Source organism: Methylosinus sp. (assembly GCF_036560965.1).
GTDB lineage: Bacteria > Pseudomonadota > Alphaproteobacteria > Rhizobiales > Beijerinckiaceae > Methylosinus.
Genome location: NZ_DATBQF010000020.1, coordinates 81,486 through 104,741, shown reverse-complemented (window position 1 = coordinate 104,741; position 23,256 = coordinate 81,486). Strand labels below are relative to the sequence as shown.

Here is a 23,256-nt window from a genome sequence, read left to right as displayed (position 1 = left end):
TCGCCCGGGCAGGCGATAGGCGGCCGGCAAATCGCCCCGAAGCGGGGCTTTGCCTAATTTGCCGCCGATTCGGCGCCTATTCCGGCGGCGAGCGCCTGCTCGAATGAGCGGCTTGATAACAGGTCGCGTCCCCCTGTCAACGCGGCCCGCGGTCGCCTCTCGGGCGGCTTTTCATTCGGAGCGCGTTCTGATCGCCAGAACGGCTCCATCCGGCGGAAAGCGCCCCGGCGCAACCCCGCCGCGCGGGTTGGGATTTGCCCGATTCGTGCTAGGAGAAGGCGATTCGCAAGGGGTGTATCTAATCGTGATCGGCCCGGTTTCCATATGACGCAAGTCCCGCACAGGCTCGACGAGGCGATGCAACGACTTTCCGCCGCGCTGGAGCGGCTGGAGGCGACCGTCACGCGCCGCATCGAGGCCGAGCTGTCGCACGCCGACCTCGAGGAGGAGCTCGCCGTCATGCAGGACGACCGCAGCCGGCTGGGTCTCGAGCTCGACGCCGCCCTCGCCCAGACCAGCGCGCTGGAAAAGGCGCGCGACGAGGTGCTGACGCGTCTCGATCGCACGAGCCTCGGCATTCGCGCCGTGCTCGGCGACGACGACGACCGGACGCAGACGTAGAGGCGGCGAATGGCGCATGTGGTGGTGACGATCGCGGGCCGGACCTATCGCATGGCCTGCGAGGATGGCGAGGAAGCCCATCTCGACGAGCTCGCCAAGCTCGTCGAGGACAAGATCCTGTCATTGCGCGAGGGATTCGGCGATGTCGGCGAGCAGCGCATCACCGTGATGGCGGCGCTCACCCTCGCCGACGAGGCGTGGGTCGCGACGCGCAAGCTGGAGGCCGCGCAGGCGGAGCTCGCGGCGTTGCGGGAGAAAGAGGCCGCGGCGAGCGCGGCCGAAGCCGCTCTCGCAGAGACGATCGCCGCCGCGCTCGAGGATGCGACGACCAGAGTCGAGCGCCTCTCCCTCGAGCTGCAATCCGGCGGCGGCGAAACGCCCCCTGGTCTCTGACCGCGGACTATAGCGTCCCGGACTTCAGCGTCCCCATGCCTCGAACGTCGAATCGTGCTTGAGCTTCTCGAGGTCGTCGGCCTGCTGGGACAATTGAATATGCCGGCGCTCCGCCGCGTCGCGCTCCGCCCCATCCTTGAGAATGGCGATCTTGAGCTGCTCGGTCGCCTTGCGGGCGAGCGCGTTGATCCAGCGGTTGATATTGGTGACGACGAGATTCTTGCGCCCGAGCTCGGCGTCGCGCCCGGCCGTGTCGCTCTTCAATATATCGCGCTCCTTGACCGCCGCGGCGAGCTGCGCGTCGAGCTCGGCGATCTTGTCCGCCGCGGTGGTCGTGGCGCGGGCCTTCTCGATCGCCGCGATGCCGTCGTCCAGCCAGGAGATCTGCTGCGCGAGCACTCCGTCCTTGATCGGGCCCGTGACGTCGAAGGAATTGGGCAGCGGGAAAAAGGGGCTGATTTCCACCGCTCGCGCCGGAGCGGCGGCGAAGGGCGTCGCGATCATTACGGCCAGAGCCAATGTGGCGAATTTCGACATGTTTCTCTCCCATGCCGACGGGTCGTTGTCTCGTGACGGCGCCCCGTCTCCTGAAGGGCCTGCCGCCGCCCGCGGCTGCGCAAGACTGAGCCATCGACGCAGCCAAGGCAAGCCATGCCACGCCCGCTCGCCCGTCTCGCTGCTCCTCGCCGCTCCGTCTCCCGGCCCCGCCGCTCGGACTCGCGGCCGTTTTTCGCGGGCTCGCCGCCGCGAAACGCGAGCCGAGCTGTGGGGAACGCCGAAGCATCGGCGATCTTCTTGATCCAGCGACAAAATATTGCGCTCTAGCTGTGCGCTACACATCAGGATGCGGACATGCAATAATGCCCTTTGGTCGAAGCTGATGCTTTGCACGACAATCCGCCCCGACGGCGTCGGCGCGCTATTTTCATCCCGGCAACTGTCGTCGACTCGTTGCATTTCGAGGAGACGGCTTTCACTTCTTATAGATACGGTCGCGATGCGACGAAAAAGGACAAGATTGCTTCAAGGGTGAGGCCAAATGCTCGAACTCGACTGCGCGAATTGCTCGAACGTCACGATGCAGGGTCTTCGAGCGCTTCAACACAGCGTGCTCGAGAGCCTGGCGTGCGGCGCGCCCTTGCGCGAGGCGGCGAGCGAGCTCTGTCGGCGAGCCGAGCGGCTCGCGCCCGACGTCATCTGCTCCGTCCTGACTGTCGACCGTGAGGGGCGGCTGCATCCATTGGCGGGGCCGAGCCTGCCGGATCATTACTCGATGTCGCTCGACGGCATGCGCATGGGGCCGGACGCCGGCTCCTGCGGCGCCGCGGCCTATTTCGGCGAGCCTGTCGAGGTCACCGACATAGAGAATGATCCCCGCTGGGCCGATTTTCGCGCTCTGGCCCTTCCGCTCGGTCTGCGCGCCTGCTGGTCCTCGCCCATTCGCGCCGCCGACGATCGTGTCGTCGGCACTTTCGCCTTTTATTATCGGCGTTGCCGGGGAGCGAGCCCACTCGACCGCACGATCGTCGAGACCTGCGTGCATCTGTGCGCCATTGCGCTGGAGCAGGAGGAGCGCAAGGAGCGCATCCATCGGCTCGCCTATTTCGACGCCGTCACCGGCGTCGCCAACCGCGCCTCGATGGAGCAGCATGGAGAGACCACTGTCGCCGCCGCGGTCGCCAATGGCTTCGGCGCGGCGATCCATTGCATCGATCTCGACAATTTCAAGGAGATCAACGACACGCTCGGGCATAGGGCCGGCGACATTCTGCTCAAATCCGTCGCCGAGCGCATCTCCGCGATCGTGAACAAGGGCGACATCGTCGCCCGCATCGGCGGCGACGAATTCGCCGTGGTTCAGTCGCATGCCGCCTCGCTGGCGGATGTCGGCGGCTTCGCCACGCGGCTGATGGAGGCGATGGCCGCCCCTTTCGACCTCGAGGAGGCGATGGCGACGGTCGGCGTCAGCGTCGGCATCGCCAGGGCGCCGAAGGACGGCTATGATCTGCGCACGCTGATGCGCAAGGCGGACTTCGCCCTCTACGAGGCCAAGTCGAGCGGCCGCGGCCATTTTCGCTTCTTCGATCCGCAGATCGAGTCGCGCATCGCGGCCAATCGGCGCATCTGGCAGGATCTGAAGCAGGCCGTCGCCGGCGGCGAGTTCGAGCTGCATTTCCAGCCGATCGTCGCGCTCGACCGCACGCGCGTCTGCGGCTATGAAGCGCTGCTGCGATGGCGGCATCCGCGCGACGGCCTGCGGACCCCGGAGGACTTTCTTCCCGTCGCGACGAAGGCCGGCCTCTTATATGAAATCGGCGGCTGGATATTGAACGAGGCCTGCGCCTGCGCGGCCGCCCTGCCCCCGGACACGCGCATCTGCGTCAATGTCGCCCAAGTCCAATTGGAGAAGACCGGCTTCGCGGACGATGTCGCCGCGGCCCTCGCCGCCTCGAGAATGGACCCGAGCCGACTGGAGATCGAGATCGCCGGATCGGTCCGGCTCGCCGACAATGCGGAGATTCTGGGCTGTCTGACCGCGATACGGGCGCAGGGCGTCTCCATCGCGCTCGACGATTTCGGCGTCGGCGGCTCGGCTCTCGCGCATCTCGACGCGCTTCCGGTGGATCGCATCAAGATCGGCCGGCCCCTGGCGCAGGAGGCGCAGACCAGCCCGCGCGCCGCGACGATCGTGAAGACGATCATCGCGCTCGCGCATGAGATCGGGATCGCGACGACGGCGGAAGGCGTCGAGACCGACCCGCAGCTGAGCATGCTGCGTCAGTTCGGCTGCGACGAGATTCAGGGCTTCGTCATAAGCCCGCCGCGTCCGCTGAGCGCCTTTCTCGACGCAGCCGAAACAACCGACGGCGCCGCGCAACCGTCCTCGTCGCGCGCATGACCGTGGCGGCGGGTGGATTTTATGAAGCCGGCCCCCATCTTTCGATCAAAAGCCCCGCTCTCGCGCGACATTGCGAGCGCCGCGATATTCGGGCGCAGCAACCGCCGCCGCCACCGCGCGCGCTATATTGCGGCGAGAACGGCGCCCGAGAGACATTTTTGTTGCGACTGAAAAGATTTCCGGGACATTTCGGCAATCGCGCTTGCTCTGTCGGCGACGCGTCGGAGTTCGGGTAATGGGTGGTGATGGGCGCGGTTCGCGTTCCGAGGAGCCGGAAATCGTCGAGCCGGACGCTTTCGACGCCTCGATCCGGGCGGATCAGGCGCAAATGCTCGCCGAGGGTCAGCCGGTTCTGGTCTTCAATGCGGTGAACGCCGCAATCGTCGCTGGCATTTTTCGTGACTTCTACTCCCGCGCGCAAATCGCCGCCTGGCTTCTCGCCTTCGTCATCCTGGTGACGGCGCGCGTCATGCACGCCCGCCGCTTTCGCGCCGAGCAGGCGTCCCCGGAGGCGGTGCGGCGCTTCCTGTCGCTCTGGACGCTCGGCTCGACGCTCACGGGCTGCCTATGGGGCGTCGCTTCCTCGGTGCTGTGGCTGACGCCCGACCCGAGCTATCACGCTTTCGTCGTGTTCGCCGCCGGCGGCATGGCGGCCGGCGCGGTGCTCACCAATTCGTCCTATCTGCCGGCGATGTTCGGCTTCATCGCGCCCGATGTCCTGCCGCCGATCGTCGCCTTTTTCACGCGAGGGGAGCCGACCGCCGCGGCGATGGGAGCGCTGCTCTCGGCCTTCACCGCGGTGCTGATCATCCTCGGCCTGCGCGCCAATGGCTGGCTGACGTCCGTGTCGCGGCGTCGGCTCGCGCAGGAGGCGTTGACGACGGCGCTGCATCAGCGCAACGCGCTGCTTCACGCCGTTTCGACCGCGGCGACCGAGCTGACCAGCGCGACGCCTAGCGCGGCCGCTATTCCCGATCTGCTCGAATCCGTCGGCGAGGCGATCGACGCCGACCGCATTCTCGTCTTCGAATCCGGCTCGGCGCTGACGCGCCCGCCGGCGCTGCTGCATTTCTGGCAGCGGCCCGAGTCTCCGATCACGCTGGACGCGACATTTTTCGAAGCCGACAAGACGCGCAGCGCCTTTTTGTCCGATCCGCTGCTCGCCGCGCTGAAGCAGCGCCGGCCGGTGACGGCCGCGACGCGCCTGCTCGACCCCGGTCCCGCCAAGGACTTTCTCGAGCGCGTCGGCGCGCGCTCGGTGCTGTTCGCGCCCATCGTCGTCGACGACGCCTCCTGGGGATGGGTCGAGGTCGAAGACTGCCGGAGCGAGCGCCAGTGGAAAGCGGCGGAGATCGACGCGCTGCGAATACTCGGCGACATCATCGGCGGCTCGGTCGCGCGCCAGCGCTATGTCGACCGGCTCCGCGACGCCAATGAGGTGGTCGAGCGCAGCCCGACGCTGCTGTTTCGTCTGCGCATGGACGGGCGCCGGCCGCGCCTCGTCTATGTGTCCCACAATATCGCTCTGTTCGGCTACGATCCCTGGGAGCTGACCGACCCGGCGAGCAGCCTCGCCAATTGCGTTCATCCGGACGATCTCGACAGGGTCGGCGCGTCGCTGGCGCGCGCGGAGGCGGACGGACGGCGCGGCGGCATGGTGGAGTTCCGCTTTCGTCGGCGCGACGGCGGCTATCGATGGCTCGACGCCCGCTACGCCGCGCGTGACCGCTCGGGTCGATCGCAGCTGATCGAAGGCGTGGCGCTCGACGTGACCGAGCGCAAGGAGGTCGCCGACCAGATCGCGCTTCTCGCGCAGACCGACGCGCTGACCGGCCTCGCCAACCGTCGCAGCTTCATCGATGCGCTGCGCCGCGCCTTCGCCCTTGCCGAGGCCGGCGGCGAGTCCTTCGCGCTGCTCTACATCGACGTCGACCATTTCAAGGAGGTCAACGACCGGCTCGGCCATGCGAGCGGCGACGCGCTGCTGGAGACGCTCGCCGCGCGGCTGAAAGGCCATTGCCGCGCCGGCGACGTCGTCGCGCGGCTCGGCGGCGACGAATTCGCCATTCTCCAATCCAAAGCGCGCGACGAAGCGAGCGCCGCCGCGATGGCGGCGAAAATCTGCGCGCTCGCAGCCACTCCCTACGCTCTGCCCGGCGGCGAATTGCTGGCCACTGTCAGCGTCGGCGTCGCTCCTTTCGCATCGAAGATGGAGGGGCCGGACCCGATGCTGGCGCGCGCCGACCGCGCGCTCTATCGCGCCAAGCAGAGCGGCAGAAACCAATATCGCATCGTCGCCGATGCGGATGGGCCGGCGCCATAGGGCGGTGAGACATATAGGTCGCGCCTCGACCTCCTCTAACCGCTCCGCCATGGTTCACAGGCTGGAGCTCGGGTCGGGGAAATGGGGCCGGCGCGCCGCTACGGCCGCATGCAGCCGCAAACGACGACGAACGTCCAGATCGGCGCCGTCTACAAGACCGAGAAGCTGGCCGCGGACATCGCCGTCTATCAGATCAGCGCGAATAGCCGACCTACTCCTTCCAGGCCGGGCGGCTGCTCTACGGCGGACAGAAGGTCGATTTCTGAGTCTATTCAAAGGAATCCGCCCGGCGGCGCGCGCCGCCGGGCGTTTTGTAATCAAAGCGTCGCAAACGGGCGCCATGCGAGGCCCCGAGAGACGCGGCCCATGCATGTGAACCGGCCGCTCGAAGGATCGGGTCAATGGAAGCCATATCGATTTCGCCCATCGCTCTGTTCATGCAGGCGGGGGTCGTCGGCAAGATCGTGATGATCGCTCTCGGCGTCGCCTCGCTCTGGTGCTGGGCGATCATCATAGAAGTCGCGGTGCTGACCAACAGGCTGCGCAAGGCGATCGACGAGTCGCAGCGCGGCCGGCCTTCGCCGCTGCTGGCGCCGGTGATGGCGGAGGCGGCGCGCGCCGCCCGCGTCATGGTTCCCGGCGAGAGCGTCGGCGAGCGCCGCTCGCGCATCGTCGAGACCACGGGCCGCGCCGCCCGCAAGCTGCTCGTCGCCACAGAGGCGGGCCTGCCCAATCTCGCCGTCGTCTCCTCGGTCGCGCCCTTCGTCGGCCTGTTCGGCACCGTGTGGGGCATTATGACGAGCTTCGTCGGCATCGCCGACACGCAGGACACCAGCCTCGCCGTCGTCGCGCCGGGCATAGCCGAGGCGCTCGCCGCCACCGCCTTCGGCCTCGCCGCCGCCATTCCCGCGGCGATCGGCTTCAACCGCCTCGGCGGAGCGCTCGCTCATGCCGGCGAAGCGCTCAGCGACAATGTCGAGGAGCACGCCATCACGCTCGTCGGCGGCGTCGAAGGCGAGCCCCCGCGCAAAATGGCGGAGGCGGCCTAAATGGCATTTTCCGCCAAACGCGGCTCGGGCGGCTTCCAGCCCTTGTCCGAGATCAATGTCACGCCGCTCGTCGATGTGATGCTGGTGCTGCTCATCATCTTCATGGTCACCGCGCCGATGATGGCGCAAGGCATGAAGGTCGATCTGCCACAGGCGCGCGCCGCCAAGCCCGTCAATCAGAAAGAGCCCGTCGTCATCACCGTCGCCAAGGGCGGCAAGCTGATGCTCGGTCCCGACGAGATCCCGCTCGACCGCGTCGTCGAGGCCGTGCGCGCCAAGATCGGCGGCGATCTCTCCCATGTCATCCATCTGCGCGGCGACAAGGAATCCTCGCTCGGCGATCTCGTCGCGCTGATGGACGCGCTGTCCTCGAACGGCATGACGCATATCGCGATCCTGTCGATGCAGGCGAAGGGCGCGAAGGCCGCCGACAAGGGGATGGCGAGATGAGCGCCGCCTTCGAAGCCGGAGACTATCCGCTCTTGCGGCCGCGCTGGCTGCGGCCGGTGGCGGGCGGCGCCCCGCTCCTCGTCCATCTCGCGGCCTTCGGGGTTCTGGCGCTCACCGCGGCGGAGCCGCCGAGCGCGACCTCCGACAGTTTCGAAGTCGCCTATGTGCAGGACGGCGAGGCGGCGCGGCAGGCGAGCGCCGACACCGCCCCGGACGAGCTCTCCCACGCCGACGACAGCACGGTCGCTCAGGACGCCGCGGAGGCGCAAACGGCGGAAGCGCCGAAAACGCCCGCCCCCGACGCGCCGACGCCGCTCGCTCTCGCCGAGGCGAAGATTCAAGCGCCCGACGCGCTCGCCCTGCCGCTCGCCAAGCCGCGCGACGACGAGCCGAAGCCGACGCTCGACCAGCGTCCCGATCGCGAGAAGGCGAGCGAGCAGACGCCGCTCGAGCCGACCGCCGCCGAGGGCAAGGTCCAGCGACAGGCGACAGCGGCGGCCGAAGCCTCCGAGGCCTCCTCCTCCTCGGCCGATCAGATCGGCGCGACCGACGGGCGCAAGACGCAGAGCGGCGCGACAAGGGCCCGCTACGGCGCCAAGGTTCTGGCCGAGATTCATAAGCATATGTTCTATCCGCCGCAGGCGCGGCGCGGCGGCGCGAAGGGCGATGCGATCGTCGTCTTCACCGTCGGCTCCGACGGCCATATGGTCGAGCGGAAAATCGCCAAATCCGCCGGCGACGACGCGCTGGACCGGGCGGCGCTGGCCATGGTCGACGCGACCATCGCGCCGCCGCCGCCCGCCGGCCGCTTCTATGGCCGCACGACGATCAAATTCGACATCCGCCATTGAGGCGGCGGACGGCGAGGATATTTTACGTTCTCGCCGTCCTCGGGTTAGCCCATCTTATTCACGACGGTTTGGTTTGATGGCGACGCGCGTAGCTTCAGGCTCGGACGTGCGTAGGATTCGGGTGTTCAAGCCCACCCTTCGCACACAACGCGCCAGCCCCGCCCGCCATGACAGACGATAAACTCCTCCAAGCCTAATCTCCCAGACCGGGGGGCTCATTGTCGTTCACACGTTCCGCCCGCGACCGACGCCAAGAAAGCCAGCCGAAAGCCTATGGCGACCGCCAAGAGGGCCGCGGAGGCATCTGGGATTTGGGTGTTGGATCGCCGGATGGCCATCATTGCCGGCGCAAGATTTGTCGGCGCTATTCTCCCGGGCGCAGAAAGTCTTGGTAGCTCAGCATTCGAAACGGCTTCCCAATCTGGCCGAAACGTCGAGGAAGGGAGTTGCCCTTGGGCCTCATGCGAGCAAGCCAAGGCAAGATCATCGTTATGCCTTGCGTCACCGGATCCGTCGTCATCTCGATCTTGGCGCCGACCAGCCGAACGCCCGGTCCGAATTTCGCTGGCAAATCTTCCGGTTCTACCCTTTCGACCGTTTCCGGATCGGCGATGTCGCGGAAGCGGACCAGCATCGGCAAGCGCTCGAACGGCAGTTCGACAGGTGGCAGATCGCGCACTGCCTGCAGATCATTCATCGACCGCGCGGGCCGTCCATTCCATGCACAGAGGACGACGTCGAGAACAACGTATCGAGGGTAATGGCGGCACAAGTCGAGCGTCGCGAACAGGAGCCCGTGGGCGCCGAGATCGAGGACGAGGGCTTCGCCGCGCGCTTTTGCTTTGACTGGGCCGCCAGGATCGTCGGGGAGGAGCCAGTATAGCGACAGCTCGCGGTAATCGATTTGGACGACGCTGGTTCCAGAGACGAGGCGTCCATCGACTTCCGCCGTCAGTATCAAGCGATAACGGAACGAATCGCTGGGATCGAAACGACTCCATCCGAGGTAGCCGGCTACAATCAACAAAGCGAGAAAGACAAGCGTTCTCATATCGAAGTCTTCACTTCCTGCTCATTGCGGCGTATCCGGCGCGCGGGGCTTTGAGCGTTTCCAGCCGAAGTGGACGCCGGTTCGGCGTGGGAAACGCGTCAAAGCAAAAATCTAGCGTCTTTCCATGTTTCATTGAAACGTGGAAAGACGCTAGACTTGCGCGATGACCGACGCCCCCATCCGCTATGTCGAGCCCGTCTTTCGCCCGCCGAGCGAGGCGGAATCGCTGATCCTCCCGGTGACCGACGGCTGCTCGTGGAATCGCTGCGCCTTCTGCGAGATGTACACCGCGCCGCAGAAGCGCTTCCGCCCCCGCGACGAAGCGGAGGTGATGGCGAGCATAAAGCGCTGCGGCGAGCGCTACGGCGCCTCGATCGCCCGCGTGTTTCTGGCGGATGGCGACGCCATGACCTTGTCGACGCGCCGTCTCGCGGCCATTCTCGAGGCGATCCGCCGCGAGCTGCCGGGCGTGCGGCGCGTGTCGAGCTATTGCCTGCCGCGCAATGTGAGCCGCAAATCCGTCGCGGAGCTGCGCGCGCTCGCCGAGCTCGGCCTGTCGCTCGTCTATGTCGGCGCGGAATCGGGCGATGACGAGGTGCTCGCGCGGGTCGACAAGGGCGAGACCTTCGCCTCGACGCGAGAGGCGCTGGAGAAGCTCGGCGAGGCGGGGATCAAACGCTCCGTGATGATCCTCAACGGGCTCGGCGGGGCGTCGCTCAGCGAAGCGCACGCCGCCAATTCCGCCGCTCTCGTCAACGCCGCTCAGCCGGAGTTCCTGGCCACGCTGGTCGTGAGCTTCCCCGCGGGCGAGGCGCGGTTTCGCGACAAATTTCCCGATTTCGCGCCGCTCGACGTGCCCGGCCTGCTGCGCGAGATGGAAATTCTCCTCTCCCGGCTGGAATTGAAGAGAACCGTCTTCCGCAGCGACCACGCCTCCAATTGGCTGGTGCTGCGCGGCACGCTCGGCGCCGACAAGCCGCGCCTGCTCGAGCAATTGCGCGCCGCCATCGCCGCGCCGGAGGATGCGCCGCTGCGGCCGGCCTGGGCGCGCGGTCTCTGAAGCTTCGCAATATGCGCTGGCGCACAGCGGCCGCCGACGATCGCCGCCATGATGCGCGCGGTCGACCAGAATCGAGACGCGAAAGCCCTCGGCGCGGCGAGTCGCCCATCCGTCGAGAGGGAAAATGCGCGCATGATCAAGATCGAGCTCGAGCCGCAGATCGCGAAGGAGCTGCTGATCGTCCTGGAGCGCCGGCTGCTGACCATTCACGAGGTCGAGCAACGGCTGAAATCGGCTGAATTCGGCACGATCGAGCAGGAGAAGGAAGCGATCATTCCGATGATCATGGCGCTGGAGACCGCGCTGAATATCTTGCCTCATCAATAGAAGCGCGATCGGCGCGTGCGTCGGAGCGGCGGGGAGGCTATGCTCGCCGCCTCCCACCGCACGAAAGGCGCGCAACCATGCGATTTCTTCACACCATGATCCGCGTCGGCGATCTCGACGGCTCGCTGGACTTCTTCTGCGGCAAGCTCGGCCTCGTCGAGGTGCGCCGCACCGAGAGCGAGACGGGCCGCTACACGCTCGTCTATCTCGCCGCGCCGGACGATCTTCCGCAGGCGCAGGGCGGCGCGCCGCTCGTCGAGCTCACCTATAATTGGGACGAGCGCGACTATGCGGGCGGCCGCAATTTCGGCCATCTCGCCTTCGCCGTGGACGATATCTACGCCGTCTGCGCGCGTCTGCAGGCGGCGGGCGTCACCATCAACCGCCCGCCGCGGGACGGCTTTATGGCCTTCGTCCGCTCGCCCGATCAGATCTCGATCGAACTCTTGCAGAAGGGCGCGCCGCTGCCGCCGGCCGAGCCCTGGAGCTCCATGCCGAACACCGGCTCCTGGTGACGCGCGCGAGAAGCGCTGGGTGAATGCGCGAGAGGCGCGCGGCCGGCGATCCGGCCGCGTTCCGGCTCGTGCATGGCCCGAACGTTCAGTAATAGTAGCGACGCCGGCGCCAGTAGCGCGGCCGGTAATAGCGCCGCCAGGCGCGGCGGCGCCAGCGCGGCCGCCGCCAGACGCGGCGACGGTAATACCAATAGGTCTTTTCGACCCGCGCCTGCTCGAGATCCTCCGGCGTCGCCACAGCGGCCTCCGGAGCCGGTTCTAGCGCCCGTGGAGCATCGAGCGGCGCGACCGATGTCAGCGCCTGTGACGGACCGGCGGCGAGGACTGCCGCCGCGCCAGCGACAAAAAATTTCATGAAAGCGCGACGTTCCATCGACATTCCTCCATAAAAGCCGCGACGACCGGCGCGGGACGCGCCCTATATCCGCGACGACTCTCCTCATTAGAAATCGCGCCGCTTCGCCGGCCGGCAAGGCCTTCGCCGCCGAGCCTCGTTCGCGAGCCTCGCACCCAATGAAACCTTTTCACTTCTACGACGTTTTGCTTACGCGGCGCCGCGCAGGACCCCGGCGCGACCGAATAGATTCAAATGAAGTCCAGTTTTGCGACGACATAACGGCTTCCAAAGAATGCGAGGTTAGACTTTGAAAAATCTGGTCCGGCTTTTGCGTGTGCGGTTGGGGATATGCGCTGGAGCGGCGGCTCGAAGAGTGGAAGCCGACAATGCGAAGCGCCGCACGCAGCATATGGGAATTGGGAAAATGCATTCCAACGGGGCAGGAGAGTTTCGTTCGCAGGGCGGAGAAAAGGTCATGCTCGTCACCGATCTGATCCATTCATGCTCGAACGACCAGGTCGCGCAAGCCGCGACCTGCTGCATCGGAGGCGTTTTCGCCGAGAGAGTCCGCGCCGTGGCGCTGGAGAAGGGGATCAGCGAAGGGCGCTTCGTGGCCGTGGTGGTGCGCAATTTCGCATTGCGCGCCGACGAGACCGAGCGCGCCCTTCTCGCCAGCGAGATGAACGGCTCCGATCAGCCGATTCTGAGCGGGCTGCGCAGGGTCGTCGAGAAAGCCTTGGAGAGCGGCGCGCAATTCGCCGACGATGTGAAGGGCTATGGGCTGCCTTTCGTTCGGCGCGACGGCGACCTCTCCTTCGACGGGACGCCCCGCCTGCGGCGCGCCGTGGGCCTCGACGCACGCTGACGGTCTCACGCCCTATTGCCGGCCTCGCGCCCTCTGCCGGCCTCGCGCCTCTTGCCCGCCTCGCGCCTCTTGCCCGCGGCCGGTCCGGCGGCGACAATGCCGCCCTATGTCGGATCGGCCGGGGCGACGCATGATGGATGAAGCGACGATTGTCTCGATTCTGACGACCTATGGCTATTGGGCCATATTCTTCATCGTCGCGCTGGAGAGCTCCGGCATTCCCCTCCCCGGCGAGACGACGCTGGTCGGCGCGGCGATCTACGCCGGCCACTCGGGCAATATGGACATAGGGCTCGTCATAGCGGCGGCGGCGGCGGGCGCGATCCTCGGCGACAATATCGGCTTCTGGGTCGGTCGCGAGTTCGGCGTGAAGCTGCTGATGCGCTACGGCTCCCATATCGGCGTCGGGCCGCCGCAATTGCGGCTGGGGCAATATCTGTTCATGCGCTGGGGCGGCGCCATCGTGTTCTTCGGCCGCTTCATCGCGCTCCTGCGCATATTGGCGGCCGTGCTCGCCGGCGCCAATCGCTTCGATCCGCTGAAATTCCTGTTCTACAACGCCGCCGGCGGCATATGCTGGGCGCTGTCCTTCGGCCTCGGCGGCTATCTCTTCGGCGCCGCCATTCACAGGGTCGCCGGCCCCCTCGGCTGGATCGGCCTCGCCGGCGCGATCGTCGGCGCATTCGTGCTGTGGCGCTATTGGAAAATCCACGAGGAGCGGCTGACGAAGGAGGCCGAGGCGCATTTCGAACGCATCGACCGGCGCCCGTGACGCTATACCGCGAGACGCCCCGCCTCCCAGCCGATGATCGCCTGCTTTCGCGTGAGCCCCCAATGATAGCCGGTGAGCGCGCCGCTCGCGCCGAGCACGCGATGGCAGGGCACGACGAAGGACACGGGATTGCGCCCGACCGACGCGCCCACCGCCCGCGCCGCGCCGGGCTTGCCGAGCCGCCGGGCGATCGCGCCATAGGTGGTGGCCCGGTCCATGTCGATCGCGAGCAGCGCCTCCCAGACCGAGACGTCGAATTGCGAGCCGATCAGCACGAGCCGCAAGGGCCGGTCGGGCCGCCATTCCGCCGGATCGAAGGCGCGCCGCGCGAACGGCGCCGTCGCCGCGGCATCGAGCGAAAATCGAGCCTTCGGCCAGCGACGGCGTAGATCGTCGAGCGCCGCCTCACGCGCGCCGTCGACGAAGCCGAGCCCGGCGAGACCGCGCTCCGTCATGACCAGGATCGCCTCGCCGAAAGGCGAGGGGTGGAAGCCGTAGCGCATGTCGAGCCCTTCGCCGCCGCGCTTGAACTCGCCGGGCGTCAGCGCCTCATGGGTCACGAAGAGATCGTGCAGGCGCGAGGGGCCCGAGAGACCGAGCGAGAGCGAGGCGTCGAGCAGGCTCGTCTCGCCGCCCAGCAGAGCGCGCGCATGGCGCAGCGTCAGCGCCTCCAGGAAGGCCTTGGGCGAGAGCCCCGCCCAGCGCCGGAACAAGGCGCGCAAATGCGCTTCGGAAAGGCCAGCGGCCGCCGCCATTTCCTGGACCGAGGGCTGCCGTCGCCAATTCTCGCCGATGAAGCGGATCGTCTCCGCGACCTGCGCATAATCCTCCTGCGGCCATGTTTGCGCGGGAGGAGAGGTCGTGGCGGAAGGAGGGGCCATATCGGAGCGCAGCGTCATGCGCGCATCATGGCGCGCGCGGCCGGGCGCCGCCACCCGAAAACGCGTCAGGAGTAGAGCGGCCCGCGCTTGGCCTGCGCCAGCGCGCGGGAAAGCTCCTCGGCGAGCGCGGCCTTCTGCTCCGGCCCGAGAAAAGCGCCGATCTCGACACGCTCGCCGCGCGAGACGATGAGCACGCGCTGCATGCCGAACTCCTCGTCCTCCTCCGTCTCGAGCCGCAGCCAATAAGTGTCGAAGCGCCGCTCCCGCCGCGCGCCATAGGAACTCGCCGACACGATCGCCAGCTCGAAAGGGGTGAGGCGGAGGCTCTCGAACGCCCTGGCCGAGTGGAAGCTCACACGCAGCGCGACATAGAGCGCCAGCACGTCGAGCCCCATGAAGCCGACCACCGGCCAGGCGCCGAGAATATAGAAGGGAACCGACAGCACGCAGCTTCCCGCGCCGAACAGCAGGATGAACACATGCGCCTGTCGCCGCGTCATCGAGCGATGGGGGATGAGCCGCGTCTGATAGATGGTTTCCGCAGAAGGAGCGCTCGCCGTCACGCCGCCGCCTTTCGTTCTCCGAAACGTCGAGTTATAACGCGTTTATGCCGAACGAAAAGAGCCTGCTCGCCAAGGCGCGGCGCCCCGCACCGCCGCGCAGCCGCGAGGCCGCCCGTATCGCGGAGATTTTCGCGCGTCTCGAGGCCGCCGATCCGCATCCCAAAGGCGAGCTCGAGCATGTGAACGTCTTCACGCTGCTCGTCGCCGTCGTGCTGTCGGCGCAGGCCACCGACGTCGGCGTCAACAAGGCGACCCGGGCTCTGTTCGCGATCGCCGACACGCCGCAGAAGATGCTGGCGCTCGGCGAGGATGTCGTGCGCGATCATGTCAAGACGATCGGCCTCTTCCGCACCAAGGCGAAGAATGTCATCGCGCTCTGCGCACAGCTGATCGAGAAGCACGGCGGCGAGGTTCCCTGCGACCGCGAGGCCTTGCAGGCGCTGCCGGGCGTCGGCCGCAAGACCGCCAATGTCGTGCTCAACATCGCCTTTCATGTGCCGGTGATCGCGGTGGACACGCATATTTTCCGCGTCTCCAATCGCCTGCCGCTCGTCAAGGGCAAGACCGTCGAGCAGGTCGAGGACGGCCTAGAGAAGCGCGTTCCCGAGCGCTACAAGCTGCATGCGCATCACTGGCTGATCCTGCACGGGCGCTATGTGTGCAAGGCGCGCAAGCCGGAATGCGAGCGCTGCATCATCGCCGATCTCTGCCGCTTCGAGGGCAAGACCACCTTCGAGAGCAAGACGGACTTCGAGAGCAAGACGGGCTGACCGGGCAAGGCTATTTGAGCGCCTGTCACGCCTCGTCGATCGCGTCGGGCAGGGTTTTCTCGGACGAGGCGAGGACGTTCGGAACCGGCCATGCCGCGTGCTCGGAGCCGTCGATCGGAAAATTGCTCCGCGCCCGCGCACCTCGTCGAGACGCGCAATCTCGAAATCGAGCGATCCGTCATGTGCGCCAGCGCACGAATCCCGGGCCACGTTTCCGCTACACCGGCGGCATAGGGCAGCCGCGGGAAAGGGAGGAGATCATGCGCTCGGAATTCTCCACCCTCGGCGCGCCGTCCACGAATCAGAAACCAATCATTAACGCAGCCCATAAAAAAGGCGGGTGGCGGCCGGTTTCGCGGGCGCCCCTTCAGCTCGGCGCGAAGCGGATTATTTTCAACCAATTGGAGCAAAATTGCGCGGGTTCGGCGCCCGATCTCCGCGCTTGTCGCGCCGCGCGCGCCGACATATACGGACGGCTCCGCTTGCGCGCGGCCTGTCCCCGTCTCCGGCGTTTCGCCGTCACCTCACGGCTCCATGCCCACTCTTTATCATCATCCGCTCTGCCCCCATTCCCGCTTCGTGCGACTGATTCTCGCCGAATATGGGATCGAGACGACGCTGATCGAGGAGAGAGCGGCGGAACGGCGGCGCGAGTTTCTGATGCTCGACCCCGCCGGCCGGACGCCGCTGCTCGTCGACGACGACGGAAGCGTGATTGCGGGCGCGAGCGTCATCGTCGAATATCTCGAGGATTGCCTGCCGAGCGATTTCACCGGCCTGCGGCTGATGCCGCGCGGGCTGCGCGAGCGCGTCGAGACGCGCCGGCTGATCGATTGGTTCAACGTCAAATTCTTCGACGAGGTGACGAATTATCTGGTCACCGAAAAAGTCTACAAGCGCTTTCTCGCTCCCGAGATCGGCGGCGGCGCGCCGGACATGGACCTGCTGCGGGTCGCACGCGCCAATCTGCGTCCCCATATCCGCTATATCGGCTATCTGACCGAGGCGCGGCGCTGGCTGGCGGGCGAATCCCTGACCTATGCGGATTTCGCGGCGGCGGCCCATCTCTCCTGCGTCGACTATCTGGGCGACGTGCCATGGGACGAGGACGAGACGGTCAAGCATTGGTATCAGCGGATCAAATCGCGGCCGGCGTTCCGGCCCCTGCTGGCCGATCGCACGCCGGGCATGACGCCGGGGCCGGTCTACGCCGAGCTGGACTTCTGACCGTAGAGGAGGCGCTGCGCCGCCGCGCGCTGGAGCTCGGCTTCGATCTCTGCGCCATCACGGCCGCGCGCGCTCCGGCCGGGGCGCCCGCCCGCCTCGCCGAATGGCTCGCCGCCGGCGCCCATGGCGATATGGGCTGGATGGCCGAGACCGCCGATCGCCGCGCGTCGCCCGAAGCGCTGTGGCCGCAAGCCCGCTCGATCATCATGCTCGGCGTCGATTACGGCGCGCCGGGCGACCCGCTCGCGACGCTGGCCGAGCGCGACCGCGGCGCGATCTCGCTCTACGCCCGTCGGCGCGATTATCACGAGGTCGTCAAGGGCCGGCTGAAGCAGCTCGCCGGCTTTCTGCTGGCGCAGGCGGGCGGCGGCGCGGTGAAGGTGTTCGTCGACACGGCGCCGGTGATGGAGAAGCCACTGGCCCAGGCCGCCGGACTCGGCTGGCAGGGCAAGCACACCAATCTCGTCTCGCGGCGCTTCGGCTCCTGGCTGCTGCTCGGCGCGATCTTCACCGATCTGGCGCTGGAGCCCGACGCGCCCGAGCAGGACCATTGCGGCTCCTGCCGCAAATGCCTCGACATCTGCCCGACGAAGGCTTTTCCGGCGCCCTATCGGCTCGATGCGCGACGCTGCATCGCCTATCTCACCATCGAGCACAAAGGCCCGATTCCGCGCGAGTTTCGAGAAGCGATCGGCAATCGCGTGTTCGGCTGCGACGATTGTCTCGCCGTCTGCCCGTGGAACAAATTCGCGCAAGGCGCGCGCGACGCCAAGCTCGCGTTGCGCGAGGAGCTCTCCGCGCCCGCGCTCGCCGATCTCGCCGCGCTCGACGATCCGGGCTTTCGCGCAATGTTCGCGGGAACGCCGGTCAAGCGCCTCGGCCATGCCCGCTTTCGCCGCAATGTGGCGATCGCCATCGGCAATTCGAAACGTCCCGCGCTCGCCGCTGCGGTCGAGCCCTTGCTCGGCGATTCTTCGCCGCTGGCGCGCGGCGCGGCGGTGTGGGCGCTGGCGCGGCTCCTGCCCGCGGGAGATTTCGCCAAACTCGCCGGGAAGGTTCTCCCCAGCGAGACCGAGGCCGCCGTGCGCGAGGAGTGGGCAAAAGAGACACACCTCTCGAAAAAGTGACGCCGCGGCGCAGATTGCCGCGGCGCAACGCCGGCGCGTCCATGGATTCGCCGAACCACAAACAGTAGAGTTCTCCGCGCCGCCTTTCGGGCGCGCGCCTTACGCCGAACGCCGCCGCCATGTCCAATGTATCGCGACGCACAATTGACGATCCGGCTGCCGAGGCCGCGCGCCTCCTGGCGCGTCTCAGCATCATGCTGCTGTTCATCATCTCGCAGCTCGCGCCGATCCTGACGCAGCAGACGATCTATATTCTGCTGCCCATCGGCGCCGCTCTGCTGCTGCTCTCCGCCAGCCTCGCGCCGGGAACGCGGCGGTTGCGAGAGATCGCCGCGCTGGCGCTGACGCCGACGGCGCTGGCCGCTTTCTTCTTCGTCGGCTGGACGGGACTGTCGCTGGCCTGGACGCCCTTCAGCGCCGGACCGGCCGAGCGATTCGCCAAGAGCGCCGCCACGCTGGCGCTGGTCGCCGCGGCCTGCGCGCTGCTGCCGGCGCGCACCAAGACCTCCAATCTCAATCTACTGCCGATCGGCACCGGAGCCGCCGCCGCGGCGCTCGCGGCCGTCGCGCTGCTGTCGGCGGCCGGCGGCGATCAGCCGGTCGATCTCGACAGCGACGCCTTGCAACGCGCCGGCCTCGGCCTGGCGCTGGCGATCTGGCCGGCGCTCGGCGCGCTGGCGCTACGCGGCCGCTGGGTCTCGGCCTCCGTCGTCGCTCTCGTCAGCGTCTCGGCCTGCCTGCTGGCGCGCGCGCCCAATGTTTTGCCGGCGCTCATCGCCGGCGCGCTCGTGCTGGCGCTCTCCTTCGGCAAGGCGCGCCGCGCCGGCGCGCTGCTGGCGATCGTCTCGGCGGCTCTGATCCTGCTCGCGCCGCTGGCGCCGATGCTCGTGCATCTCGTCGCGCAAGAACGCCTGCCCGCCTTCGCCGCGCCGCTCGAGACCTGGGGGCGGATCATCGCCAATGACGGGCCGCGCCTGCTCATCGGCCATGGCTTCGGCGCGGCGACATTCGGCGTCGCCGGCCATTATCTCTATCCGGACACGCCGCGCAGCCTGCTGTTCCAGGTCTGGTTCGATCTCGGAATTCTCGGCGCGTTCGGCCTCGCGGCCATCGTCGCCCGCGCCTTCTATATCATCGGGCGGACGCGGCCGGTGCTCGCACCCTTTCTGCTCGGAGGATTGGCGACGGGGTTGACGATCTGCGTGCTGGGCCCGGCGGCCGAGCAGCTCTGGTGGCTGACGCTCGCCGGCCTCGACGCCATCGCCTTCGCGCTAGTGCTGAAAGGTCAGTTCCGCACGCGTCGTCCGCGCGTCGAGCCCAATTGGGGCATGGGCCGCATCGTCGTGCGCTGAGCCTGCGCCGCGCCGCTCACTGTTTTCCGCTCACTGCGGGCAGGCGATGCCGCGGGCCACGCTGACCTCGCCGTCGGAGCCTTCGATTCGCGTGACGGCCAGCACGCAATCCTCGTCGTCGGCGCCATAGGCGCGGCCGACCAGAATGGCCGGACCGGAGCCGAAAGGCCGCAACGCCGTCGCGCTGTCGCCGAAGGCTGCGCGCTCGATCGGAGCCGCGAGGACGGGAGCCGCGAGGATGGGCGCGTCCGAGCGCGCGCCCAGCGACGGCGTGGCCGCGAGCGCCGCGCCGAGGCCGACGGCGACGGTCACGCCGACGAGAGCGCGCGAATTGGAGATGAAGGAGAACTTACGCGATACGGCCATGATGCGACGCTCCCGGCGACGGGCCGACGGGAGCCAAGATCTCCCCGAACAAGCGACGGCCGCGCCTCTCATGGGCTGTAACGCGGCGACGTCGGTCAGGGTTGCAGGGACCGTAGAATCCGAAAGGCGAGGGAAGGCGAGACGCGACGCCTCGCCCCGCGCTCACTCGCAGACGCGAGTCGGGCGATAGCCGACGACGACGCCATATTCGTCGAACACCGGGCGACGCTCGCGCCAGCAACGATAGGGCGGCGGCGCTTCATAGACGGGCGCCGGATAATAGGCCGGGGCGCCATAATAGGGCGGCGGCGGCGGAACCGGACGCGCCGCGCTGCCGGCGAGCGCGCCGAGCGCGAAGCCGCCGATGCCCGCCGCAATGGCCGCGCCGGGATCGCTCGCGGCGGCCGGCGTGGCGGTCGCCAGAGGCGCGACGCCGAGGCCGAGCGCGACGAAAGCGCCCGCGATTTTCCGTGCCGAAATCTCCTTCATGACTCTCTCCATGACCCCCCGGGGGCTCTGCTCGGACGGCTTGTCCCCGAGTCGCGCCCTCTGCGCGCCGCGCGCGTCGATAAAAGCCAGAAAACGTAAATGAACGGCGAAAACGTGGCCGCGACGCTCACGCCAAATCGATTTTCGGCGAGTGATGCGTTCACGCCACAGCGTCGCGCCGCGGCTGCTCCGGCGCCGGGAAACGCAGCACGATGCGCGTGCCTTTGCGGCGGATCGCCGGGCTCTGCGCGACGATGGTTCCGCCCATCGCCTCGACCAGGCCACGGCAGATGGAGAGGCCGAGGCCGGTGCCCGCCTTGCGGCCGTCGACGCGGCCGCCGCGGTAGAATTTCTCGAAAATACGCTCGAGATCGCCCGGCTTCACGCCCGGCCCTTCATCGGTCACGGTGAGCAGCAGATCGCCGCCGTCGCGCCGCGCATAGACCGAGGCCTGGCCGCCGCCATATTTGTTCGCATTGTCGAGCAGATTGAACAAAACCTGCCCGAGCAGGCCGGCGTCGCCGCGGATCGCCGGCAAGTCCGGCGCGAGGCTCACCGCGACCTTCAGCTGCGGAAACTCCTTCCGGCTGCGCTCGACCGCGGCGCGCGCCGCCTCGCCGACGTCGACCAGCTCGCGACGCGGCGCCAGCGCGCCCGATTCGATGCGCGACATGTCCAGAAGATTGACGACGAAGCGCGACAGACGCGCCGCCTCCTCCTCGATCGAGGCGAGCAGATCGACACGATCCGCATCGGCGAGCCGGTCGCCGAGCTGCCGCAGGCTCGTCACCGCGCCGGTGATGGAGGCGAGCGGCGTGCGCAGATCATGCGAGAGCGAGGCGAGCAGCGTCGTGCGCAGCTTCTCGTTTTCCTCGAGCGCGGCCGCGCGCACCGATTCGCCGACGAGCAGCGAGCGGTCGACGGCGATCGCGGTCTGCTCGAGAATGGCGGTCAGCATTCTCTCGTTCTGCGCGGAGGGCGTCTCCTCCGCATTCTTCGGCTCGAGGCCGATCACCGCCACGACGCCGCGCGTCGTGGCGAGCGGACGAAACGCGAATCGTATGTTGGGCAGAGTGCCGCTGCGCAGTCCCGCGGGCTCGGCCCGCTCATAGGCCCAGCGCGCCGCGCCCGCCTCCTTGGCGTCCAATCGATCGATGGGCGGCCAGGCGGCGGAGATCGTCAATTCGCCCTCGTCGGGCACCAGCAGAATCACGCATTTCGCGTCGAGCGCCTTTTGCGCATGGACCGCCGCCGCCCAGAGAACCTCGTCGAGCGAGGCGGCGCTCGATAATTTGCGCGAGAATTCGAACAGCGATTGCGCCGCCTCCGCCCGCGCGCGCATCGCCCGCGATTGCTCGCGCACGCGGCCGGCGAGCGTGCCCGTCACAATGGCGACGAATGTATAGACGAGCAGCGACAGGAATTCGTGCGGCTGCGAAATGGTGAATTCGTAGCGTGGATCGACGAAGAAAAAATCGAAGGCGAAAAACGAGAGGGTCGCCGCCGCCACACCGGACCAGACGCCGGCCGCCAGCGCGCAGAACACGACCGAGGCGAGGAAAATCATCGCCAGATTGGGCAGGCTGAGCCACACGTCGAGCGGCCAGGCGACGAGAGCCGCGCAGGCGACGGACGCGAGCGTCGCGCCGAGCCCGCGCCAGAACGCGCGATGCGCGCGCTGCGGCGCCGGCCGGCGCGGCTCCTCCGCGGCTTGCTCGCGGCCCTCGGTGATGACCTGCACGGCGATGTCGTCGGAGCGCCGCACGATCTCGTCGGTCAGCGACTTGCGCCGCAGCCTGGCCAGAAGCCCCGCGCGGCTGCGGCCGACGACGATCTGCGTGATGTTCTCGCGCCGCGCGAATCGCAGCGCCTCCCCGGCGAGATCACGCCCGCCGATCCGCTCCACATCGCCGCCGAGACGCTCGGCGAGACGCAGCGCCTCGTCGATGCGACGCGCGCGCTCCGGGTCCTGCTCCTCCTCGCCGATGCGCTCGACATGCAGCGCGATCCAGGGCGCGTTGAGGCCGGTCGCGAGACGCGCGCCGGCGCGCACCACCGGCTCCGCCAGACTGTCGCCGCCGACGCAGACGAGCAGGCGCTCGGAGGTCGCCCAAGGGCCTTCGATCGCATTCTGCCGCAGATAATCGACCATCTGATCGTCGACGCGCTCGGCCGTGCGGCGCAGCGCCAGCTCGCGCAACGCGGTGAGATTGCGCGGCGTGAAGAAATGCTGCACGGCGCGACGCGCCATATCGGGCACATAGACCTTGCCCTCGCGCAGCCGCTGCAGCAGCTCGTCGGGCGTCACATCGACGAGCACGACCTCGGCCGCATCCTGCAGCACGCGATCGGGCACGGTCTCGCGCACCGCGACGCCGGTGATGCGCGAGACGATGTCGGCGAGACTCTCGAGATGCTGAATGTTGAGCGCTGTCCAGACATCGACGCCGGAATCGAGCAGCTCCTCCACATCCTGCCAGCGCTTCGGATGACGGCTGTCGGGCGCATTGCTGTGCGCCAGCTCGTCGACGACGATGAGCGCCGGATGGCGCGCCAGCGCGGCGTCCACGTCGAATTCCTCGAGCGTGCGGCCGCGATAGTCGATCTTGCGCCGCGGCAGCGCTTCGAGCCCCTCCACCAGCGCTTCCGTCTCGCCGCGCCCATGGGTCTCGACGAGGCCGATGACGACATCGACGCCGTCGGCCTTCAGCGCGCGGGCGCGGGCGAGCATGGCGTAGGTCTTGCCGACGCCGGGCGCCGCGCCGAGAAAGACGCGCAGCCTGCCGCGCTTCTCCCGATCCGCGAGCGCCAGCAGCGCATCCGGGTCTGGCCGGCGTTCGAAATCGCCTCCCGCCTCCGCCATCTCTCTCTACTCTCGCAATCTCTCGCCGCTCTCGCGACGCTCGTGGTCCGCCGACAGAAAATGCTCGGGACGCGCCGCGCGCGCAAGCGCATGGCGGTGAAAATC

At 67.8% G+C, this 23,256-nt stretch carries 24 protein-coding genes; 16 read left to right on the top strand and 8 right to left on the bottom strand.

Annotated elements, in window-relative coordinates; translation table 11 throughout:
• Window positions 1-324: 324 nt before the first annotated feature.
• The gene (locus tag VIF40_RS06765; RefSeq protein ID WP_331936763.1) at window positions 325-621 is read left to right on the top strand and encodes a DUF4164 family protein; all 297 of its coding nucleotides are present in this window, start codon (window positions 325-327) and stop codon (window positions 619-621) included.
• A 9-nt stretch (window positions 622-630) separates the two neighbouring features.
• Window positions 631-1,014, top strand: a complete 384-nt coding sequence (locus tag VIF40_RS06760; RefSeq protein ID WP_331936762.1) for a cell division protein ZapA — start codon at window positions 631-633, stop codon at window positions 1,012-1,014.
• Window positions 1,015-1,038: 24 nt separating this feature from the next.
• Here VIF40_RS06760 and VIF40_RS06755 read toward each other — a convergent pair whose 3' ends face one another.
• Window positions 1,039-1,551: a hypothetical protein gene (locus VIF40_RS06755; protein WP_331936761.1), complete on the bottom strand. Its 513-nt coding sequence runs from the start codon at window positions 1,549-1,551 to the stop codon at window positions 1,039-1,041.
• Between the two features lie 541 nt (window positions 1,552-2,092).
• On the opposite strand from VIF40_RS06755, the gene VIF40_RS06750 reads away from it, so the two are divergent.
• The 5 genes from VIF40_RS06750 (at window position 2,093) to VIF40_RS06730 (ending at window position 8,586) form a co-directional block, all read left to right on the top strand.
• Window positions 2,093-3,913 (top strand): putative bifunctional diguanylate cyclase/phosphodiesterase, encoded by a 1,821-nt coding sequence (locus tag VIF40_RS06750; protein WP_331936760.1) that lies wholly within the window; start codon window positions 2,093-2,095, stop codon window positions 3,911-3,913.
• A 235-nt stretch (window positions 3,914-4,148) separates the two neighbouring features.
• Window positions 4,149-6,236 carry a diguanylate cyclase gene (locus VIF40_RS06745; protein WP_331936759.1) on the top strand — a complete coding sequence of 696 codons (2,088 nt, stop codon included), beginning with the start codon at window positions 4,149-4,151 and terminating at the stop codon, window positions 6,234-6,236.
• Between the two features lie 401 nt (window positions 6,237-6,637).
• The gene (locus VIF40_RS06740; RefSeq protein WP_331936758.1) at window positions 6,638-7,285 is read left to right on the top strand and encodes a MotA/TolQ/ExbB proton channel family protein; all 648 of its coding nucleotides are present in this window, start codon (window positions 6,638-6,640) and stop codon (window positions 7,283-7,285) included.
• Entirely contained in the window at window positions 7,286-7,735 is a 450-nt protein-coding gene (locus VIF40_RS06735; RefSeq protein ID WP_331936757.1) for a biopolymer transporter ExbD, read from the top strand. It begins immediately after the preceding gene.
• A complete protein-coding gene (locus VIF40_RS06730) occupies window positions 7,732-8,586 on the top strand; it encodes a TonB family protein (protein ID WP_331936756.1) in 855 nt (284 codons plus the stop codon). The genes VIF40_RS06735 and VIF40_RS06730 overlap by 4 nt, the downstream gene beginning before the upstream one ends.
• Before the next feature lie 364 nt (window positions 8,587-8,950).
• On the opposite strand, the gene VIF40_RS06725 is transcribed toward VIF40_RS06730, so the two are convergent.
• Complete coding sequence (locus tag VIF40_RS06725; RefSeq protein WP_331936755.1) at window positions 8,951-9,637, bottom strand: hypothetical protein; 687 nt, start codon at window positions 9,635-9,637, stop codon at window positions 8,951-8,953.
• Between the two features lie 163 nt (window positions 9,638-9,800).
• Here VIF40_RS06725 and VIF40_RS06720 point away from each other — a divergent pair, with 163 nt between their 5' ends.
• The 3 genes from VIF40_RS06720 to VIF40_RS06710 all read left to right on the top strand — a co-directional run bounded on the left by VIF40_RS06720 (window position 9,801) and on the right by VIF40_RS06710 (window position 11,539).
• The gene (locus VIF40_RS06720) at window positions 9,801-10,697 is read left to right on the top strand and encodes a radical SAM protein (protein ID WP_331936754.1); all 897 of its coding nucleotides are present in this window, start codon (window positions 9,801-9,803) and stop codon (window positions 10,695-10,697) included.
• Between the two features lie 132 nt (window positions 10,698-10,829).
• Complete coding sequence (locus VIF40_RS06715) at window positions 10,830-11,024, top strand: hypothetical protein (RefSeq protein ID WP_331936753.1); 195 nt, start codon at window positions 10,830-10,832, stop codon at window positions 11,022-11,024.
• 77 nt (window positions 11,025-11,101) lie between these two features.
• Window positions 11,102-11,539: a VOC family protein gene (locus tag VIF40_RS06710; RefSeq protein ID WP_331936752.1), complete on the top strand. Its 438-nt coding sequence runs from the start codon at window positions 11,102-11,104 to the stop codon at window positions 11,537-11,539.
• A gap of 85 nt (window positions 11,540-11,624) precedes the next feature.
• On the opposite strand, the gene VIF40_RS06705 is transcribed toward VIF40_RS06710, so the two are convergent.
• Complete coding sequence (locus VIF40_RS06705) at window positions 11,625-11,894, bottom strand: hypothetical protein (RefSeq protein ID WP_331936751.1); 270 nt, start codon at window positions 11,892-11,894, stop codon at window positions 11,625-11,627.
• A 406-nt stretch (window positions 11,895-12,300) separates the two neighbouring features.
• Between VIF40_RS06705 and VIF40_RS06700 the strand changes: the two genes are divergently transcribed.
• Complete coding sequence (locus tag VIF40_RS06700; protein WP_331936750.1) at window positions 12,301-12,741, top strand: hypothetical protein; 441 nt, start codon at window positions 12,301-12,303, stop codon at window positions 12,739-12,741.
• 130 nt (window positions 12,742-12,871) lie between these two features.
• Entirely contained in the window at window positions 12,872-13,513 is a 642-nt protein-coding gene (locus tag VIF40_RS06695; RefSeq protein ID WP_331936749.1) for a DedA family protein, read from the top strand.
• A gap of 2 nt (window positions 13,514-13,515) precedes the next feature.
• On the opposite strand, the gene VIF40_RS06690 is transcribed toward VIF40_RS06695, so the two are convergent.
• Both VIF40_RS06690 and VIF40_RS06685 read right to left on the bottom strand, forming a co-directional pair.
• Window positions 13,516-14,412: a bifunctional helix-turn-helix domain-containing protein/methylated-DNA--[protein]-cysteine S-methyltransferase gene (locus VIF40_RS06690; protein WP_331936748.1), complete on the bottom strand. Its 897-nt coding sequence runs from the start codon at window positions 14,410-14,412 to the stop codon at window positions 13,516-13,518.
• Between the two features lie 47 nt (window positions 14,413-14,459).
• Window positions 14,460-14,957 carry a DUF2244 domain-containing protein gene (locus VIF40_RS06685; RefSeq protein ID WP_331936747.1) on the bottom strand — a complete coding sequence of 166 codons (498 nt, stop codon included), beginning with the start codon at window positions 14,955-14,957 and terminating at the stop codon, window positions 14,460-14,462.
• 44 nt (window positions 14,958-15,001) lie between these two features.
• On the opposite strand from VIF40_RS06685, the gene nth reads away from it, so the two are divergent.
• The 4 genes from nth (at window position 15,002) to VIF40_RS06665 (ending at window position 19,433) form a co-directional block, all read left to right on the top strand.
• The gene (nth, locus tag VIF40_RS06680) at window positions 15,002-15,727 is read left to right on the top strand and encodes an endonuclease III (RefSeq protein ID WP_331936746.1); all 726 of its coding nucleotides are present in this window, start codon (window positions 15,002-15,004) and stop codon (window positions 15,725-15,727) included.
• A 534-nt stretch (window positions 15,728-16,261) separates the two neighbouring features.
• Window positions 16,262-16,954, top strand: a complete 693-nt coding sequence (locus VIF40_RS06675; RefSeq protein WP_331936745.1) for a glutathione S-transferase family protein — start codon at window positions 16,262-16,264, stop codon at window positions 16,952-16,954.
• The gene (gene queG / locus VIF40_RS06670) at window positions 16,852-18,081 is read left to right on the top strand and encodes a tRNA epoxyqueuosine(34) reductase QueG (RefSeq protein WP_331936744.1); all 1,230 of its coding nucleotides are present in this window, start codon (window positions 16,852-16,854) and stop codon (window positions 18,079-18,081) included. The genes VIF40_RS06675 and queG overlap by 103 nt, the downstream gene beginning before the upstream one ends.
• Before the next feature lie 119 nt (window positions 18,082-18,200).
• Window positions 18,201-19,433, top strand: coding sequence for a hypothetical protein (locus tag VIF40_RS06665; protein WP_331936743.1), 1,233 nt, complete (start codon window positions 18,201-18,203; stop codon window positions 19,431-19,433).
• A gap of 30 nt (window positions 19,434-19,463) precedes the next feature.
• Here the strand turns inward: VIF40_RS06665 and VIF40_RS06660 are convergent, their stop codons facing one another.
• From VIF40_RS06660 to VIF40_RS06650, 3 genes are all read right to left on the bottom strand, one after another.
• Window positions 19,464-19,799, bottom strand: a complete 336-nt coding sequence (locus tag VIF40_RS06660) for a hypothetical protein (RefSeq protein ID WP_331936742.1) — start codon at window positions 19,797-19,799, stop codon at window positions 19,464-19,466.
• A 162-nt stretch (window positions 19,800-19,961) separates the two neighbouring features.
• On the bottom strand, window positions 19,962-20,288 hold the full coding sequence (locus VIF40_RS06655) for a hypothetical protein (protein WP_331936741.1): 327 nt from the start codon (window positions 20,286-20,288) through the stop codon (window positions 19,962-19,964).
• Between the two features lie 160 nt (window positions 20,289-20,448).
• Window positions 20,449-23,151: a sensor histidine kinase KdpD gene (locus VIF40_RS06650; RefSeq protein WP_331936740.1), complete on the bottom strand. Its 2,703-nt coding sequence runs from the start codon at window positions 23,149-23,151 to the stop codon at window positions 20,449-20,451.
• Between the last annotated feature and the right edge of the window lie 105 nt (window positions 23,152-23,256).